Origin of the sequence: Pedobacter sp. (genome assembly GCF_965279535.1) — a bacterium.
In the GTDB taxonomy this organism is placed as follows: Bacteria; Bacteroidota; Bacteroidia; order Sphingobacteriales; family Sphingobacteriaceae; genus Pedobacter.
In genome coordinates this window covers 3,825,529-3,843,359 of sequence record NZ_OZ257244.1, presented here as the reverse complement: position 1 = coordinate 3,843,359, position 17,831 = coordinate 3,825,529, and the positions used below count along the sequence as shown (strand labels likewise).

At 39.5% G+C, this 17,831-nt stretch carries 11 protein-coding genes; all 11 read right to left on the bottom strand.

The window, feature by feature from the left end:
- Position 1: 1 nt before the first annotated feature.
- Entirely contained in the window at positions 2-181 is a 180-nt protein-coding gene (locus ACQY77_RS15605; RefSeq protein ID WP_421941232.1) for a hypothetical protein, read from the bottom strand.
- 74 nt (positions 182-255) lie between these two features.
- A complete protein-coding gene (locus ACQY77_RS15600; protein WP_421941233.1) occupies positions 256-2,130 on the bottom strand; it encodes an alpha-amylase family glycosyl hydrolase in 1,875 nt (624 codons plus the stop codon).
- A 133-nt stretch (positions 2,131-2,263) separates the two neighbouring features.
- On the bottom strand, positions 2,264-3,640 hold the full coding sequence (locus tag ACQY77_RS15595; protein ID WP_421941234.1) for an MFS transporter: 1,377 nt from the start codon (positions 3,638-3,640) through the stop codon (positions 2,264-2,266).
- 95 nt (positions 3,641-3,735) lie between these two features.
- A complete protein-coding gene (locus ACQY77_RS15590; protein WP_421941235.1) occupies positions 3,736-5,415 on the bottom strand; it encodes an alpha-amylase family protein in 1,680 nt (559 codons plus the stop codon).
- Positions 5,416-5,597: 182 nt separating this feature from the next.
- The gene (locus tag ACQY77_RS15585; RefSeq protein ID WP_421941236.1) at positions 5,598-7,916 is read right to left on the bottom strand and encodes a glycoside hydrolase family 65 protein; all 2,319 of its coding nucleotides are present in this window, start codon (positions 7,914-7,916) and stop codon (positions 5,598-5,600) included.
- A gap of 102 nt (positions 7,917-8,018) precedes the next feature.
- A complete protein-coding gene (pgmB, locus tag ACQY77_RS15580; RefSeq protein ID WP_421941237.1) occupies positions 8,019-8,684 on the bottom strand; it encodes a beta-phosphoglucomutase in 666 nt (221 codons plus the stop codon).
- A 16-nt stretch (positions 8,685-8,700) separates the two neighbouring features.
- Positions 8,701-10,545 (bottom strand): glycoside hydrolase family 13 protein, encoded by a 1,845-nt coding sequence (locus ACQY77_RS15575; protein ID WP_421941238.1) that lies wholly within the window; start codon positions 10,543-10,545, stop codon positions 8,701-8,703.
- A gap of 126 nt (positions 10,546-10,671) precedes the next feature.
- On the bottom strand, positions 10,672-11,682 hold the full coding sequence (locus ACQY77_RS15570; RefSeq protein ID WP_421941239.1) for a SusE domain-containing protein: 1,011 nt from the start codon (positions 11,680-11,682) through the stop codon (positions 10,672-10,674).
- 18 nt (positions 11,683-11,700) lie between these two features.
- Entirely contained in the window at positions 11,701-13,284 is a 1,584-nt protein-coding gene (locus ACQY77_RS15565) for a RagB/SusD family nutrient uptake outer membrane protein (protein WP_421941240.1), read from the bottom strand.
- A 15-nt stretch (positions 13,285-13,299) separates the two neighbouring features.
- Positions 13,300-16,287: a SusC/RagA family TonB-linked outer membrane protein gene (locus ACQY77_RS15560; protein WP_421941241.1), complete on the bottom strand. Its 2,988-nt coding sequence runs from the start codon at positions 16,285-16,287 to the stop codon at positions 13,300-13,302.
- A 428-nt stretch (positions 16,288-16,715) separates the two neighbouring features.
- Positions 16,716-17,735 carry a LacI family DNA-binding transcriptional regulator gene (locus tag ACQY77_RS15555; protein WP_421941242.1) on the bottom strand — a complete coding sequence of 340 codons (1,020 nt, stop codon included), beginning with the start codon at positions 17,733-17,735 and terminating at the stop codon, positions 16,716-16,718.
- Positions 17,736-17,831 lie beyond the last annotated feature (96 nt).

Below are 17,831 nucleotides of genomic sequence, written 5' to 3'. Positions count from 1 at the left end.
GTTACTTTAAGATATTTCTAAATAAATGTTTAATGGGTTTAGTCAATAACCATGCTGCTACTGCTACTAAAACAAGTCCAGCTGCCACATATAAGTTTGAAGGTCTGTCTATAAACCCAACTGCTATTGTTAAAAGCACAATAGCCATTAGTATTCTTAAAACAATCTGGAGCGTAGACATGGTGTTTGATGGTTATAATTGTAATAATACCAAGATTAACCATAAACTGCAAATAATAGCTCGAGAAACCCATTCTATTTTAAAGCAACCTTGCTAAAAATATGGTATTCGCCAGGTGCGAGCGTTCCTGTATAAGCGTTGGATGTTAGGTTAATACTGCCCCCTATTGCATCAACCCAGGTGCCCGGGCTGCCAAAATCAATATTAGCAGTTTGGGTTACAACATCGAAGTTCCCTACTACCATTACAGTATTGCTGGCATCTGTTAGTTTAATGTATTTAATTCCATTGGCAAGATTATAGGTTGAATTGCTGGCATTGAAAATGTTGTTGTTCCTTTTTAAACGAATAAACTTTGCATAAGCGTCGTAAAGCAACTTACGATTGGGGTCGGTGTAATATTCCCATTTTATCGGTTTTTCGCCAGTCCGGCCATTAAAATCTATATTAATATCGTAGCCCAATTCACCAAACTGCCAAATCATTTTAGGGCCGGGAATAGCAAAAAGAAATGCCGCCGCCAGCTCCTCCCGCTTTAAGGAAGTAACTAAATTACCTTTGATAACATATGCTCCTGATGCATTTCCATAGGTGATATTTTTATAGTTCAGGCGTTCTTCATCATGGCTTTCTCCATAACTGATCAGATTCTCTGATCTGCTGAAACCATGCTTCGTGTAAAAGCCCCATGAAAAATCGGAGCTCCCTAACCAACCCATGGTAGCCTCGTTCATGTTGTAATTCAAGTTGTTCCAAAGCATCATACCTTCTTCAGCGAGTACTTTTTCTTCTGATTCCTCTGCAAAGTGTTCTAAAATCACATAGAAGTTATTTGCATCAATGCTCCTGATAAAGTTATTATACTCTTTCCAAATGGCTACTCTGCCGGCGTCATACATCCTGAATTGCGAATCATCTGCAGAAGATTTCTGGGTAAATCCTTTAGACAAATCAAACCTGAAACCATCAATTTTGTATTGCTGCATCCAGAATTTCATCACATCTTTTGAAAATTTCCTGGTAGCCGCACTTTCATGGTTAAAATCGTAGCCTACATTGAAAGGGTGTTTGGCATCTGTATTAAACCAGGGATTTGATGCACTTGGTTTTGATCCATCAAAATACATTTGAACCATAGGCGATTGCCCGAAAGAATGGTTTAACACCATATCCAAAATCACGGCTATCCCTCTTCCATGGCATTCATCAATGAAATTTTGAAGTGCTGTTTTACTGCCATAATATTTATCCGGAGCAAAATAAAATGATGGATTGTAGCCCCAGCTCAGGTTACCTTCAAATTCATTTACAGGCATGAGTTCAATGGCGTTTATACCCAGTGTAGTGAGGTAATCTAATTTTTGCAGAGTGGAAGCATAATTATGATCTGTAGTGAAATCGCGGATCAAAAGTTCGTAAACCACAAGATTATTCTTCTCAGGCCTGGTAAAACTGGTGTTTTTCCAGGTGTAAACAGGTTGATTCGCCTGCATTACGCTCACAATTCCTGTTGTTTTGCCTGTGGGATAAGACCTTAAATTTGGATAAGTAGCTGCAGAAATGTATTGATCATTATTGGCATCCAATATTTTTTCACAATATGGATCTGCTACTTTTAGTGTTCCATCTATTACGAACTGGTAGGCGTATTCTGTATTAGGATTAAGATTATCAACCTGAACCCACCAGCTATTTCCATCATTGGTTTTCTTCATCGCTGTTGACGACCAATTGTTAAAATCGCCGGATAGGGCAACACTATTTTTCCCGGGGGCATATAAGGTTACAATTGCCGATGTGCCATTATTGATAAAGGCAACACCGTCTTTTGCACCGGCAGGCAGCTCCGAGCCGGAAACTGGTGGCTCAGGTGTAGGATCGTTTGAAGTCTTTTTACATGATGCTGTAAGCAGGGCCAGACACCATAACAGATAAAATAACTTTTTCATTTGGTTAGTTTTTATAGTATTTACTATTGATTTTTTGGACAATATTTTACCATACTCCAAACCTGTAACATACAGCATGAAGTGTAAAAAGCTTTAAAATATGATGCAGGACAACCGCTAGAAAATATTGGGACTATACTGCCCTATTTTCTTCTATTTCTAATTTTGAAGTAAGTGTTTCATCGGTTTTCTTAGGCTCACGGATAAAAATATAACAAATGATCGCCGCCAGAATCATCAATCCACCACCAAGTTGGACAGCCAGAAGCCGATCATTGTTCAGTACATTTTTCATCAGCCAACCGAACCCTAACGAAGCCATGATTTCTGGAAGTACAATGAAAAAGTTAAAAATCCCCATATAAATACCGATCTTATCTTTCGGCAGAGAACCGCTTAACATGGCATATGGCATGGATAAAATGCTCGCCCAGGCGATGCCTACACCCGTCATGCAGAGGTAGAGCATATTTTTATCGTGCACCCAGGCCACGCTGATTAGCCCGATTGCACCACAAAGTAAGCAGATTGCATGGGTGGTTTTTCTACCCAAAGCGTCTGCTATTTTAGGAAGTACTAAAGCAAATAAAAAGGTAACGACACTATAATATGCCAGAGTTAAGCTTCCGAAATCGGCGCCATGAGCATAAACCGGATCGCTGGCATCTTTACCGCCAAAAACGTTTACCGCCACAGCCGTAGTGTAGTAAAACCACATTAGAAACAGGCCTGGCCAGGTAAAAAACTGCACTAAGGATACAATTTGCATCCTCTTGGGCATGTTTCTTAGTGCACTAAATATCTCCGATACACCACCACCAAAACCTTTGTTGCTTTCTTTAACTTTTTCTTTGAAATCTACATCCTGCGGAGGATATTCTTTTGTAGTTAAAACGGTATAAAGTACTGCTGCAAAGAAGAAAAAGGCACCCAAATAAAAAGAGAATTTTACGTTTTCAGGGATATTGCCCTGGGCTGCAGTATTGGTTAAATCAAAGATATTATTCATGATCCAGGGCAATGCAGAAGCTACACTTCCTCCTAAACCAATCATCATACTTTGCATAATAAAGCCGCGGTTAACCTGGCTATCGGGCAATTTATCGGTTACGAAAGCACGGAAAGGTTCCATAGCTACATTCCCAAATACATCCAATACCCACAGTAATCCGGCGGCCATCCACAGGGCACTGCTATGCGGCATAAAAATGAGTGCAATACTGCTTACAATAGCACCAACCATAAAATAGGGTCTTCTTCTACCCCAGGTAGGATGCCAGGTTCTATCGCTTAAATAACCAATAATGGGTTGCACCAGAAGCCCTGTTAATGGAGCTGCCAGAAACAATAATGGTACCTGATCAGGATTTGCACCCAGGTTTTCGTAGATACGGCCCATGTTGGCACGTTGTAAATCCCAACCGAACTGGATTCCGAAAAACCCAACACTCATATTGATAATTTGTGCAAGTGTTAATTTCGGGTTTTCGAATACTGTTTTTAAGCTCATTATATTTGGTTTATTTAATCCCAGAACGCACAGCGTTTATCATAAAATACACAAAGCCTCTCTCTTGCATCTTTGCTTTCTGCGATTTGTCTTTTCTAAAATTCTATTACCTGTGCCGAAACTGGCCCGAGTCTTACCGGGATGCTGGTTCCTGCCGGGATATTTAATTTTCTATCTGTTAATAAATCTGTAACTGGCGATGAAGACTTTAATTTCAGGATATTATCTGGTATTTCGATGTTCGCTTCTAAAGTATTTATACGATCGAAATTGGCAACCACCAATAACCGTTGTTTTGCTGAGGATCTGATAAAGGCATACATCCGGTTGTTCATGTTACCGGTTTGCGGCACTTCAGTTAGCTCACCTTCGGCTATGGCATCGCTTTGCGCAACAATTTTTAATAATTGTTTATAGAAAGTTCTAAGTTTTAGCTGATCATCATTTAGCTTGCCACCATCAAATGCACCACCATTCATCCATTTCTGATGCTCCGGAACACCCCAATAATCAAAAATAGAAGTGCGGTTATCATCTCCTCCAAAACCTTCAGTTCCTTTTCCAGGCTCACCAACTTCCTGTCCGAAATACAACATTACCGGTCCCGAACCCAGCGTTGCTGAAACCACCATGGCTGGCAGAGCCAGTTCTGCGTTCCCTGCAAACCCTGCAGATGCGATACGTTCTTCATCGTGGTTTTCTAAAAAACGTAACATGTGATTGCCAAAACCAGCACTTTCTACCTGCCATACCTGACGAATATCTTTCACATCTGCATTGGATTCGTTTTTAATCAATCTTTTCAAACCATCGTAAAGTCCAACTTTATCGTACAAATAATCAAATTTCCCTTCGGCCAAATATTGTTTGTAAACCTTTGGATTATAAGCTTCACCCAAAAAAATTAAATCGGGGTTAACCTGCTTCACCTGCGGAATTACCCAATTCCAAAACGCAATAGGTACCATTTCGGCCATGTCGCAACGAAAACCATCCACACCTTTTTTAGTCCAGTAAATGAGAATATCCTTCATTTTTAACCAAACCGGGGGGATAGGATCGAAATATTGTTTCTCTCCATTTTGGTAATCCACGCCATAGTTTAACTTTATGGTTTCGTACCAATCGTCGTATTTTGGTGTTGGCGAAAAAACATTATTACCTGTAGCCTTCGCTGGGTTTTCTTCAAACTTCCCATCCTGCAAAGTTGCAATTGGGGTATTATTTGGTGCATTAGGTACTACAAATGCCTGTTTGGGCGTGTAGTAGAAATCGTTTTTCGGACTAAAACCTTTAGATACATCATCCTGGGCACCAAAATCGATTACATTCTCTGGTTTAGCGTAAGAGTGATAACTTCTGGCCACATGGTTAGGAACAAAATCAATAATTACTTTTAGCTGCTTTGCATGGGTACGCTTAACTAAATTTTCAAATTCCTGCATCCGGTTTTTCACGTCAACCGCTAAATCAGGGTTAACATCATAATAATCGCGAATGGCATAAGGTGAGCCTGCTCTTCCTTTTACCACATCGGCATCATCTACTTTAATGCCGTAAGCAGTGTAATTGGTCAAGCTGGCATGCGCCAATGCTCCGGTATACCATACATAATTTACATGGAGTTCTTTTAACCCATCTAAAGCTTTATCGCTGATATCATTAAACTTACCGCAGCCATTCTGCTCGATGGTACCGTAAGGGATATTTGCAGTGTTTTTATTCCCGAATAAACGGGGCAATAGTTGATAGATCACGATTTTTTTATCGTTCATTACTACAGACTTTTTTTGTGCACAGGATGATAATGACAAAGTAAAAAAGACACAGAAAAGTATCAAAAAACTAAGCCGAAGCTGCTCAAAAATACAATTTTGAGCAGCCACCTGTGTAATCTGATACTTTCCATCCGGGTTAATAAACCCCTTATCTTTAATCTTTGAACCTCTTACCATTATCATACCAATTCTGCGTTGTTAACCTCAATTTCGGCATTTCCGGCCAATGTATAAATCTGATTTCTGATACCTATTTCAAGTGTTACATCATTATGATTTTTGATATTAATACCATTCTCGGTGATGTTAACTTTTAAGGTAGCGCCTCTAAAGCCAATTGTAAAGGAGAAAGATTTCCATTTACCTGGTAAGAACGGATTGAACTGCAATTTGCCCCCGCGTACACGCATACCTGCAAATCCTTCCACTACACTCATCCAGGTTCCTGCCATAGAAGTAATGTGCAAACCATCTTCTGTGTCGTTGTTATAGTCGTCTAAGTCTAAGCGGGCAGTTCTGAGGTAAAACTCATAAGCACGTGCTTCATCATTGAGCCTCGCAGCTAAAATACTGTGTACACAAGGTGATAACGAACTCTCATGAACGGTACGAGGTTCATAAAAATCGAAGTTTCTTCTTAAAGTATCCAGATCGTAATCTTCTTCAAAGAAATATAAACCTTGAAGCACATCGGCCTGCTTAATGAAGCAGGAACGTAAAATCCTATCCCAGCTCCATTTTTGGTTAATTGGACGTTCACTGGCCGGAAGATCTTTTACTAAGATTTGTTCCTTATCTAAATAACCGTCCTGCTGCAGAAAAATGCCTCTTTCGGCATCTGCCGGATAATACATTTTCGCGATAATATCAGCCCAGTCTGCGAATTCCTGATCCTTAAAGTTGAGCGATTTTAATAAGCTGTTATATTGCTCCTGAGCTTTTGCTTTTACAGTTTGTGCAGCTTCAGTAGCATACTTCATACACCAGGTTGCCAAAATATTGGTATACCAGTTATTGTTTACATTGTTTTCATATTCATTCGGACCAGTTACGCCAAGCATCACATATTGTTGCTTATCGTTGCTCCAGTTTACACGCTGTTTCCAGAAACGGGCTATACCAATTAATACCTCTAATCCATATTGAATTAAGTAATCTTCATCACCTGTGTAACGGATGTAGTTGAAAATTGCGAAGGCAATGGCGCCATTCCGGTGAATTTCCTCAAAGGTAATTTCCCATTCGTTATGGCATTCTTCACCGTTCATGGTTACCATCGGATAAAGCGCAGCTCCATCTTTAAAACCGAGCTTAGCTGCATTTTCTATTGCCTTACCCAGTTGCTTGTGGCGATAAATTAACAGGTTTTTGCTTACTTCCTGAGGAGCTGTAGCCAGGTAAAAAGGAACGCAATAAGCTTCCGTATCCCAATAGGTAGAGCCACCATATTTTTCACCGGTAAAGCCTTTGGGACCAATATTTAGGCGATCGTCTTTACCAGTATAGGTTTGAAAAAGCTGATAAATATTGAAACGGATAGCTTGCTGAGCAGACACATCCCCTTCAATCACGATGTCGCTTTCCTCCCATTTATGTGCCCATGCTGCTGCTTGTTCTTTAAGTAAAGTATCAAATCCTTTCGCAACTGCATTTTCAATAACCACTTTGGTTTCTTGTTGCAGTGATTCTTTGGGATGGTTTTCGGAAGACAGGTTTGCTGCAAGCTTAACAATGGTAATTTCAATATTTGCTTTAGTTGCAACCACAGTAGACTGGCCGACAAACTTGTCCCGGTAAACCGGTTCAAATGTTAAACTAAGCTTTTCGCTTCCCTGATATACCTCAACAGCACTTCCCGTACATACTTCAAAAGCTGTTTTTTTGGTTCTCAGTTGGATGTAAGCCTCATTGTCAATGATTTCATCTGACACTTTATCCCAGAATTTCTCATCGTAGTTGCTGTCCTGGTTTTTAACATCACCATCAATGAAAGGCATTAAGCTAATCTGACCATCAAAGTTTAGCGGTGTAATGCTGTAACGAATTGCCCCCACCTCATCATCGGCAATGCTGCAGAAGCGGGTAGATTTTACGGCTACGCTTTTGCCATTGTTAAGTACAGCAGTAAAAGTACGCTCCAAATAGCCCTCACGCATATTTAAGACACGCTTGAAATCTTTTACTTCAGCCTTTGCCAAATCTAATATTTCATCATCGACTTTTACTTCAATACCAATCCAGTTGGCAGCATTAAGTACTTTTGCAAAATATTCCGGATAGCCGTTTTTCCACCAGCCTACTCTGGTCTTGTCTGGATAATAAACTCCGGCAACATAATTCCCTGGTAGGGTTTCGCCCGAATAAGTTTCTTCAAAATTGGCTCTTTGCCCCATCCGGCCATTACCTAAACTGAAAATACTTTCTGAAATCTTATTTAAATGTGGATCAAAGCCCTCTTCGATGATGTTCCACTCATCCGCTTTTATATAGTTCTTCATTTTTTAGTATCAAGTTGTTAGTATCAGGAATCAAGACTAACCTGATCATTCTTCTGTATTCTTTTTCTTTTCGCTTTCGTAATTGCGAGGCCGGGAGGATGATTACAATCCTTTTAAATCTTCAACACTCAATTTATCCAGCCCGCTTACTACTAAATCTGCATCAGTAAGTACACTTTTTTCTCCAATTCCGATGGCCTTCATCCCGCCTCTTTTTGCGGCTTCTACTCCTGCTACGGCATCTTCAAAAACCACACATTCATTGGGCTTGAACCCCAAAAGTTCTGCTCCTTTGAGAAATACTTCTGGATCTGGTTTTGATTTGGTTACACTATTCCCATCAACAATTTCATCGAAAAAGTGAGCAAGATTGGTTTTCTCTAAAATGGTTGCAGAATTTTTACTGGCAGAGCCCAAGGCTAATTTGTAGCCCGCCTGGTGTATAGCTGTTAAGAAGTCAACTGTTCCCGGTAGTACTTCTGCAGGTGTCATTTTATTGATCATTTCTACATACCAGCCGTTTTTTAAAGCCGCCAGCTCTTCACGTTCAGCTTCCGATTTCTCTACTTTCCCCCAGGCTAAAATCTTATTCAGGCTTTCTACCCTGCTCACCCCTTTTAACTGTTCGTTTTGTGCTTCAGTGAAATCAAAACCCATGGTATTGGCTAATCTTTTCCAGGCTTTGTAATGGTAAACTGCAGTATCTACTAATACCCCATCTAAATCAAAAAGGCAGGCTTGAATGCCGCTACGGAGTGTCTCTTGCATATTTTTATAATATCGTTTAATTCAGTTCTAAAACCAGAGTTGTTTTTGCAGGTACTTTAATAGTCTTAAAAGCGCTATGCTCTCCTGTGATAATATTTTTTACAGTTGTTATGCCACTTGTACGCTCTGCAAATCTTTCTGTAGACAAGGTTTTCTCCTTATCTGTGTTATTCACGACTACCATAACACTTCCTTTAGCGGTATTGTTGTAGCGGAAGTACACATAAATATCATCTTGCGGAACAAACTGCATTAACTTTCCAGTTTGGAGTGCGGCATTGCTTTTGCGGAAACTGGCCAGGGTTCTCACGAAATTGAACGCTTCATTCTCTTTCTCTGTTCTGCCATTGGCGATGAACTTGTCTTTTTTATCACTTTCCCATCCACCGGAAAAGTCGGCACGTACCAACCCATCCGGATTGGAGAAGTTTTTCATTAAAATCTCTGTACCATAATACATTTGAGGAATTCCCCTCATGGTTAGCAAAATGGCCATCCCCATTTTATACTTATCAAAATCTTCATTCACCACTGAGTAAAAGCGACTCATATCGTGATTATCCAGGAAAATGCAGTTGGCATTCGGATTTTTATAAAGAAAATCGTGCGCCAGGGTTGCATATAAGCGGTTAATTCCATCTACCCAGCCGTTTTTTCCGTTCAATCCTTCATAAATAGCATCTTTTAACACAGCATCTGTTATTCCCTGTAAGTGGGTATCAAATCCCCTGTTAACGGTATTGCCTCCTGTAAAAAATGCCTGATTCGCTGCTGCACTTACTAATGTTTCTCCGAAAACGGTAAGTTTTGGAAACTCCGCTTGTAATTTCAAAGCCCAATCGGCCATGTAAGCAGGATCATTATATGGATAAGTATCTAAACGCAAGCCATCGATACCAGCATATTCAATCCACCAAATGTGGTTTTGAGTGAGGTAATTCTGAACGTAGGGATTGGTTTGGTTTAAATCTGGCATAGAAGGCACAAACCATCCGTCGAGCATTTGTTTCCGATCTGCTGCAGAAGCATGGGGATCCATTACCGTCTGGTCGCGGTAATTGGTTTGGGTATATTTTGACCATTGATTTAACCAGTTTTTCATGGGTAAATCTTTATAAAACCAATGCCCGGTGCCAATGTGGTTGTGCACAATGTCTTTAATTACCTTCATGCCTTTTGCATGCGCAGTTTCTACATATTTTTTATAAAGCGCATTGCTTCCGTAACGTGGATCTATTTTATAGTGATCAGTTACGGCATAACCATGATAGGATGCCTGTGGCATATTATTTTCCAATTCGGGTGTCATCCAGACTGTAGTAATACCAAGATCTTTTAGATAATCCAGGTGATTCATTACCCCTTGAATATCCCCTCCATGACGATAGTACATACTATCGCGATTAAGTGCAGTTTCTGCCAGACCCTTCACAACATCATTGCTCTGATCGCCATTAGCAAAGCGATCGGGCATTAACAGGTAAATAAAGTCTTTAGTAGTTACCCCCTGAATCCGGTTGGCGTTTTTATCCCGGTTCTTTAAATCGTAAGCATATGAAAATATTTTTTTACCCTGAATGGAAAAATTAATCGGGAACGTTCCCGGTTTTACGGCAGGAGAAAGTACCAGATCGAGAAATAAATAATTAGGATTTTCAACCTTATTCACCTTCAGCAGCTTTACGCCGGGATAAGCTAAAGAAACTGTTGTACTGGCGATATTTTCTCCATGTACAAGCAACTGCAACTTAGGGTTATGCATTCCGGTAAACCAAAACATGGGTTCAATACGTTCTAATTTTTGGGCAAATGCAGTATTACAGGCCAGAAAAACAGCCAACACTAATATTACTTTTTTCATCAGGATTTGCGCATTATTGTGGTGATTGGGTATATTATTGAGGGACGATTTCATTATGCAAAACTTTGAAGAGGAGAAAACCCGCAGCGCAGAACGCGCTACGGGGAATATTAAGTTAGTTAATAATTAAATTTTGACCATGGTATAACTACCTGTTTTACCGTCGGCATTAAGTGTTAAAGTTAGCTTATAGGTACCCGCAACGGTAACGTTGATGTCTCCACCATTATCACCAATATTGGTTCCCCAATCGTGATTTCTTCTGAATTTAAAGGCACCAGGTGTTAAAGCAACTGTTCCAATCCATGTATTTTTGCCATCATTTACCGGACTAAGGTCGGTATCAACAGACCAGTTACTTCCGGGAATTGCATTACCAATAATTGACCAGTAATCTGCATTGGCAATGGTGTAGACATTTGCATTAAGGTCTACAGTAAGGAGTTTAAAACCTGCTGAAACAGAACTGATATCTCCACCCGAAGTGCTGAGTTTACCACCTCCGGCATCGCCGTAGGCTACATCCCATTTCTTAGCAGTAGTAACCTTAAAGTTACCACCATCGAACTTAATAATTCCGGTATAAATACCATTTCCGGTAATAGAAACCAGGCTATCGGCTGTTGCCGGATTCCATCCCTGATATGCCCCCGGAACATATACCCATGAAGTTAAAGGGAATGGCTTTGCACTTATAGAAACAACATTACTGTAAACCGGAGCTACCGCATTAGAGATCGCTGCCTTTACCCTGATTTCTACATCAGAATTTACAGCAGTAGATAAGTTTAAAGAAAGCAGTAAATTATTAAAATCCAATCCGTTGTAACTTTTAGTGGTTACATTCGCATCTATAATTACTTCTTTAGTTTTATCTGCTGCAAAGTTTGCCCCTTTAGGCGACAGTTGTAAAGTATTGGTTACAGCTGCCTGATAACCGAAGTTAGCATTGGTTAAAGTAAATGTAATTACATTGGTAGTGAGCATGCTCTTATCCAAAACTACCGAGGTAGCCGAACTTTTTAAAGAACCTCCGGTACCAGCATTGGCTACGGCACGGGTTTCGTCTTTTTTGCATGACCATAGCGATAGCGCGATAAAGCTAAGGGCTAAGGATTTAAAGAATATTGATTTCATCTTTATAGAATATTAAGATTAATAACCTGTGTTTTGAACCAAATTCGGATTAGCAATTAAATCTGCCGTTGGAATTGGATATAAGTTACGGTAAGCTGGTAAACTTGCCCCTGCTTTAACGCCACCTTTGAATGGCCATAAATAAGTTGAGCCAGTAAATTTGCCGTAGCGAATTAAATCGGTACGGCGATGTGCTTCCCAATACAGTTCACGGGCACGCTCGTCTAAAAAGAAATCTACTGATAAAGTGCTTACATCTCCACTGTTATTGCCATAAGCACGGCGACGCAGGTTATTCACATAGGTAAGTGCTTGTGCAGTACTACCACCCGAACCCCCACGCATTACGGCTTCACCATAAATTAAGTATTGCTCTGCTAAGCGGAATAATGCAAAATCCAATGAGCTGAATGTTCCGTTTAACGATGCTGGTGTAACTCCTCCAGAGGTAACGTTTTTAAATTTGGTTACCCTTAGCCCGTCTGTAAATACACCAATGTCATCAACATTACTTTTTGTACCAAAAAATATACCGCGTTTATCGGCTGTTCCATTAGGATCAGGAAATAATGCTGGTAAATTCTGACGGGTTCTGTTACCACCCCAGCCACCTGAAGGTACTCCATATGATGCAGGGCTCATATCTGCATTAATTGCAGCATTAACCAAAAAGGTAGTTCCACCGTAGTTTGTTCCTTTTACACCATCGTAATTGATGGTTAAGATGTTTTCGGTATTATTTAAGTTATTATCGGCCAAAAATAAATCTTTGTAATTGGCTTTTAATGAATAACCTGCATTGATAACCTTAGTTGAATAAGTAATGGCTTCGGTATATTTTGCTGTTCCGGTATAAACCTGAGCATTTAAGTATAACCGGGCTAATAATGACCAGTCTGCGCCTTTATCTGCACGACCATAATCGTTGGTTCGCGGATCAGCCAAATCACCTTCAATAGCTTTTAATTCTGATTCTACATAAGCAAATAATGCTGCACGTTGAATTTGTTTAGGATTGGTTTTGCCTATTGCATCCTCTTCTGTTACGAAAGGGGGATTTCCGAAACCATCTAATAAAACCCAGTATTGGAATGCTCTTAAAAAGCGAGCTTCTGCACGGTAGCGCTGAATTGCTGTTGCATCTGCTCCGGTAATGTTGCGGCTGGCTAGTTTTTCCGGCGTACTTTCGCGAAGAAACTCATTGCAAATGGTAATTTGCAGGATGCTTTTAGAATATAAACCTCTCAAAAACTGGTTATCTGTATTCCAGGTAGCGTAATCTAATTCAGGAATACCGGTATCTCCCCAGGCGCAAATCGCTTCATCGGTTACCAGCTCCTGGGAAGTCCAGAATAACCTGAAGAAATCTGCAAAACCTGCATTTAAGCCACCAATATCACTGTTATCAGATCCTGTTGGACTTGTTAGTGAATAGGTAGCGTATAATTTCACCAACGCTTGTTTGTATCCGGCAGGTGTAGCATATACCACATCTGCAGTTACGTCGTTCGTAGGCTTTAAATTTAAGGCATCTTTCTTACAAGCATTTAAAGAAAGTAATAAACCTGTGGTTGCCAATATTATTTTAAACGAATTTTTCATTTCTCTTTATCTTTATTAAAAACCAACATTTAAACCTAAAGTGTATGTCCTTGGTCTAGGATATAACTTGAAGTCGATACCATCTGTTAACTCAGGATCTACCCCTTTATAGTTAGAAATTACAAACACATTCTGGCAATTGGCTGTAATTCTTAAATTGGTGTTGCTATTTTTAAATAACTTACCGGCATCATAGGCAAGGCCAAGGTTATCCATTTTCAAGAATGAAGCATTTTTAACATAGTAATCACTTAAATACTGACTGGTAGTGAAGTTGGTGTTTAGGAAATCTATGCCAGCATTATTAATTAAGCCCGCAGCACTCAAAATATTGTTTTTGATACCAAAGTTTGATGATACGTTATCATAAACATAATTGCCTAAGTTAGCTCTCATCACCGTACTGATGGTCCATTTTTTATAGCTGAAGGCCGTGTTGAATCCTAAGGTAATTTTAGGGTCTGGCGACTTATAAAAATACTGATCACTTGAGTTAACCACACCATCAGCATTTGAATCTTCATATACACCTTCCAATGGTTTTCCAGCACCATCATATACCTGCTTGTAAACAAAGAAGGCCCCCGGAAGTTGATTTACGGCATTGTATTTAATGGTAATCCCTGTTCCACCTGAAATATCCCCAGCACCTTGCTTGCTTCCCGGATCTGGATTTAAGGTTAAATTGGTTACCTTTCTCTTGTTATAAGCGGCATTAAAACCAAAATCCCATGAAACGTTTTCTGTTTTGATAGCTGCAAAATTCAAGCTAAACTCTGCTCCTCTTACATCCATATTACCTACATTGGTAATCAAATTATTGTTGAAGTTTGTTCCTACCGGAATGTTTACAGTAGCCAATAAGTCTTTTGTTTTTTTATAGTAAACGTCTAATGCACCGTAGATTCTTCCTTTGAAAAAACCATAATCTAAACCTGCATTATAGGTTGTTGTAGTTTCCCATCTTAAATCCGGATCATAGGCAGAAGGGGCATAATAGTCGTAAAAAGTATCACCTATCTGATATTGGCCGGTATTACTATTGGCATAATATTTAGCTAAATAACTGTAATCTCCCACGGTATCTCCATCTTTATTACCTGTTTCACCGTAGCTTAACCTCAGTTTTAAATCTGAAACGGCTTTACTTTCTTTCAGGAAGTTCTCTCCAATAATTCTCCAGGTAAAACCAACTGAAGGGAAATAGCCCCAACGGTTTTCCTCAGCGAACCTTGATGAAGCGTCTGCACGCATGGTTCCTGAAAGGATATATTTATCAGCTAAAGTGTAAACCAACCTTCCGTAGTAAGACAATAATTTGTTGCGATCAACAGAGAACGGAAACTTAGGCGTTGTTCTTAGTACACCTGTTGCACTGTATTCGTTAAAGCTATAGTTTGTTTTAGCGTTGTCGTAGTAACCATAACCCGCAGTTACATCAAAACGACTTCTGATGCTGGCCACGTCTTTGGCATAGTTTAAATAAAACTCTGATACCTTATTATTGGATGTATTGAGCGATTGAGTGGCAGATCCGTTAGTTGAAAAGCTTGTAGCGGCAAATGCCGGAACAAAAATATTTCCTGAACCCTTAGAAACGTCATAACCTAAATTTAAGTTAGCGTGTAATTCCGGTAAAAAATGGAAAGAATAATCAAACCTTAAGTTACCAAAACTTCTTGCTGCGTTTCCGTTATTATCTCTCAGCATCACCTGTGCTACCGGATTTCTTGGTGCATTTGGATTTAAGGTTCCATCAGCCCTTAACCATTCGAAATAATTTCCGAACTGGTTACTTGCGGTAACTGATTGTGTAGGATCAAACTGGATCGCATTGGCAATGGCATTATTGTTATCATTGGCAAAGTGAGATTCGGTTAATGTCCCTTTCAGGCTTAAATCAATTTTTAAGTGATCGGTGAATAATCTTGGAGATACCGTAATGGCTCCTGTAGCCCTGTTAAACCTATCGGTTATTAACAAACCTTGCTGATCTAAGTAACCTGCAGATACACGATAAGGAACCCCATGGAATTTACCCGCAATACTCAGGTTATTATCAGTCGCAAAAGCATTTTGAAAGATTTCATCCTGCCAGTCAGTATTTGCTTTTCCTAAAAGCGAAACAAATGTTTTGCCCACATCGTAGGCCGCAGTTGGATTGGCATTTACAAAAGTCCGGATTTGATCTGCAGAAAGCACATCCACTTTTTTCGCAATGGTTGCGATAGAATTATTGGTACTAAAATTAATTACCGGAGCGCCGGAACCACCCTTTTTAGTGGTAATTAAGATTACGCCATTAGAAGCTCTGGATCCGTAAATGGCTGTAGCATTGGCGTCTTTTAATACGGTAAAGGTCTCTATATCATTCGGATTGATCAGTGACAAAGGGCTCGGTGCATTGTCAATTGATTTTCCACTGAATGGCACCCCGTCAATAACAATTAAAGGGTCGTTGCTGGCATTTAAAGAAGCTCCACCACGAATACGGATCTGACTTCCAACACCTGGCTGGCCACTGCTTGAAATGATATTAACACCTGCTACTTTTCCCTGAATTAATTGTTCGGGTGTGGTAATGGTTCCTTTTTGGAAATCTTTAGCACCTACTGTAGTGATAGATCCGGTAAGGTTTTTCTTTTCTGCAGTACCATAACCGATTACGACTACTTCATTGAGTTTCTGAGCATCGGGCACCAGCTGAAAGGTAAGGGCTGCAGCTCCGGGAACGTTCACGGCTTTTTCTAAAGTTTGATAACCGATGAAACTTGCTGCGATAGTTATGGAACCATTTGCTAAGCCAGCAAGTTTAAAATTACCATTAGCATCTGTTGATGTACTTCTGGTTGTTCCTTTCACTATCAAAGAAGCACCAGGTAAGGGTTGGCCTGTCTCATCGAGCACCTTTCCAGATACTGATCCGGTTTGTGCTTTTACCATGAATGCTGAGAAAAGAAGCAGCACCAAAAGCCCCTGTTTTAACAGGTAAAATACTCTCATATTGTTAGCTGATTTAATTATAAAAATTTGGTTAAAATTTATAGTGTTTTACACATAGCTCTAATTTACAGCAGGAAATGATAATTCAAAATTTATTTAAAAAATATATTTTTCTTTAAAAATTCAGGCTTAAAATACCTTATAATTGCGACAAAATTTGCGGATAAAAAATTCAAGATAGCTTTATCAAAATAAATTAACTACCAGATTAACAGATATTTAAAAACATAAAAAACATATAAGAAGTGTAATTTTTACACTAAGTATCTTTTCAATCTTTTTTCGGGAACGTTCCCGAAAAAATAAGTTCAAATTCGGGTTCATTTTCGGGAACGTTCCCGAAAATGAATCGAAATTCTGCGTATTTTACACTAAGTGACGAAATTTTTTGAAAATTCTGAGCTTAAAATGCAGCCTGGTTTGAGGCCCTATTTTGGCTCATTTGAGGTGGAATTTCTTTCGATAATTTTAGATTGTAAAACCACCTCATTCGGGAAGTTTTTATCTGCCTTTCCATCGAGAATTGTAAACAATAATTTGGCAGCCTGCTCCCCTATCTCGGTAGCCGGCTGGGTAATGGTGGTAAGAGAAGGATTAAGCAAAGGGGCAATCTCCAGGCTTGAAAAACTGATCACCTTCAAATCACCCGGTATGTTAATTTTCAAGTCGTAGCAAGCGTAATAAGTGGCAAATGCTAAACGCTCTACCGAAGTAAAAACCCCATCAGGCTTTAAATCTATCAATGCCTGTTTTATAATCACACTATTTTCTTCATAGCTATTGCTACAATCTACAATTAAATTTTCATCAAAGGCAATGTTGTGTTTGGCCAGGGCATCTATATACCCTTGCATCCTTGTTTTCCCGATAGATAAGCTTTTGTTAACCACCAGATAGGCAATCCGTGTGCAACCCTGATCAATTAAATGCTCAGTAGCCAGGAAACTGCTGTTATAATCGTTGGTAATTACCCTTGGTGTTTCTATATCTTCATAAATCCTGTCGAAGAAAACCAATGGCAACCTTTTATTTCCAAATTTATTGAGGTAATTGTGATCATTGGCCTCTCCGGAAACTGACATCACAATTCCATCTGCCCTGCCATTATGCAAATGCCGGATAAACGTAACTTCTTTTTTAAAATCATCGTCGGTTACGTAAATCAAAATGTGGTAACCATTTTCCCGGGCTACTCGTTCAATGCCATGAATGGCTTGCGAAAAATAATTGTTGGCGAGCTCAGGAACAATTACAGCAATGGTTTTACTTTTTTGCTCTCTTAGGTTGCTGGCGTAGTGATTGGGCTGATAGTTTAATTCTTTGGCTTTAGCTAGAATACGTTCCTTTGTAGCGCTATTGATATCGCTATTATCCCTAAAAGCCCTGGAAATGGTAGAGGTAGATAACTTTAATGCTTCCGCTAGTTTCTTTATATTAATGCTATCCATTATAAAAAATCAGCCAATAATTTAAATTGTGCTGTAAATATAAAGCATAATAATCCTAAATATTTGATGTATTTCTTTAAATCTAATTCAGATGTT

Bases quoted from the DNA above. Each gene is read 5' to 3' on its own strand.
- ACQY77_RS15555 (WP_421941242.1), bottom strand. From the start codon at position 17,735: ATGGATAGCATTAATATAAAGAAACTAGCGGAAGCATTAAAGTTATCT.
- ACQY77_RS15590 (WP_421941235.1), bottom strand. From the start codon at position 5,415: ATGAACGATAAAAAAATCGTGATCTATCAACTATTGCCCCGTTTATTC.
- ACQY77_RS15575 (WP_421941238.1), bottom strand. From the start codon at position 10,545: ATGAAAAAAGTAATATTAGTGTTGGCTGTTTTTCTGGCCTGTAATACT.
- ACQY77_RS15600 (WP_421941233.1), bottom strand. From the start codon at position 2,130: ATGAAAAAGTTATTTTATCTGTTATGGTGTCTGGCCCTGCTTACAGCA.
- ACQY77_RS15565 (WP_421941240.1), bottom strand. From the start codon at position 13,284: ATGAAAAATTCGTTTAAAATAATATTGGCAACCACAGGTTTATTACTT.
- ACQY77_RS15585 (WP_421941236.1), bottom strand. From the start codon at position 7,916: ATGAAGAACTATATAAAAGCGGATGAGTGGAACATCATCGAAGAGGGC.
- ACQY77_RS15595 (WP_421941234.1), bottom strand. From the start codon at position 3,640: ATGAGCTTAAAAACAGTATTCGAAAACCCGAAATTAACACTTGCACAA.
- pgmB (WP_421941237.1), bottom strand. From the start codon at position 8,684: ATGCAAGAGACACTCCGTAGCGGCATTCAAGCCTGCCTTTTTGATTTA.
- ACQY77_RS15560 (WP_421941241.1), bottom strand. From the start codon at position 16,287: ATGAGAGTATTTTACCTGTTAAAACAGGGGCTTTTGGTGCTGCTTCTT.
- ACQY77_RS15605 (WP_421941232.1), bottom strand. From the start codon at position 181: ATGTCTACGCTCCAGATTGTTTTAAGAATACTAATGGCTATTGTGCTT.
- ACQY77_RS15570 (WP_421941239.1), bottom strand. From the start codon at position 11,682: ATGAAATCAATATTCTTTAAATCCTTAGCCCTTAGCTTTATCGCGCTA.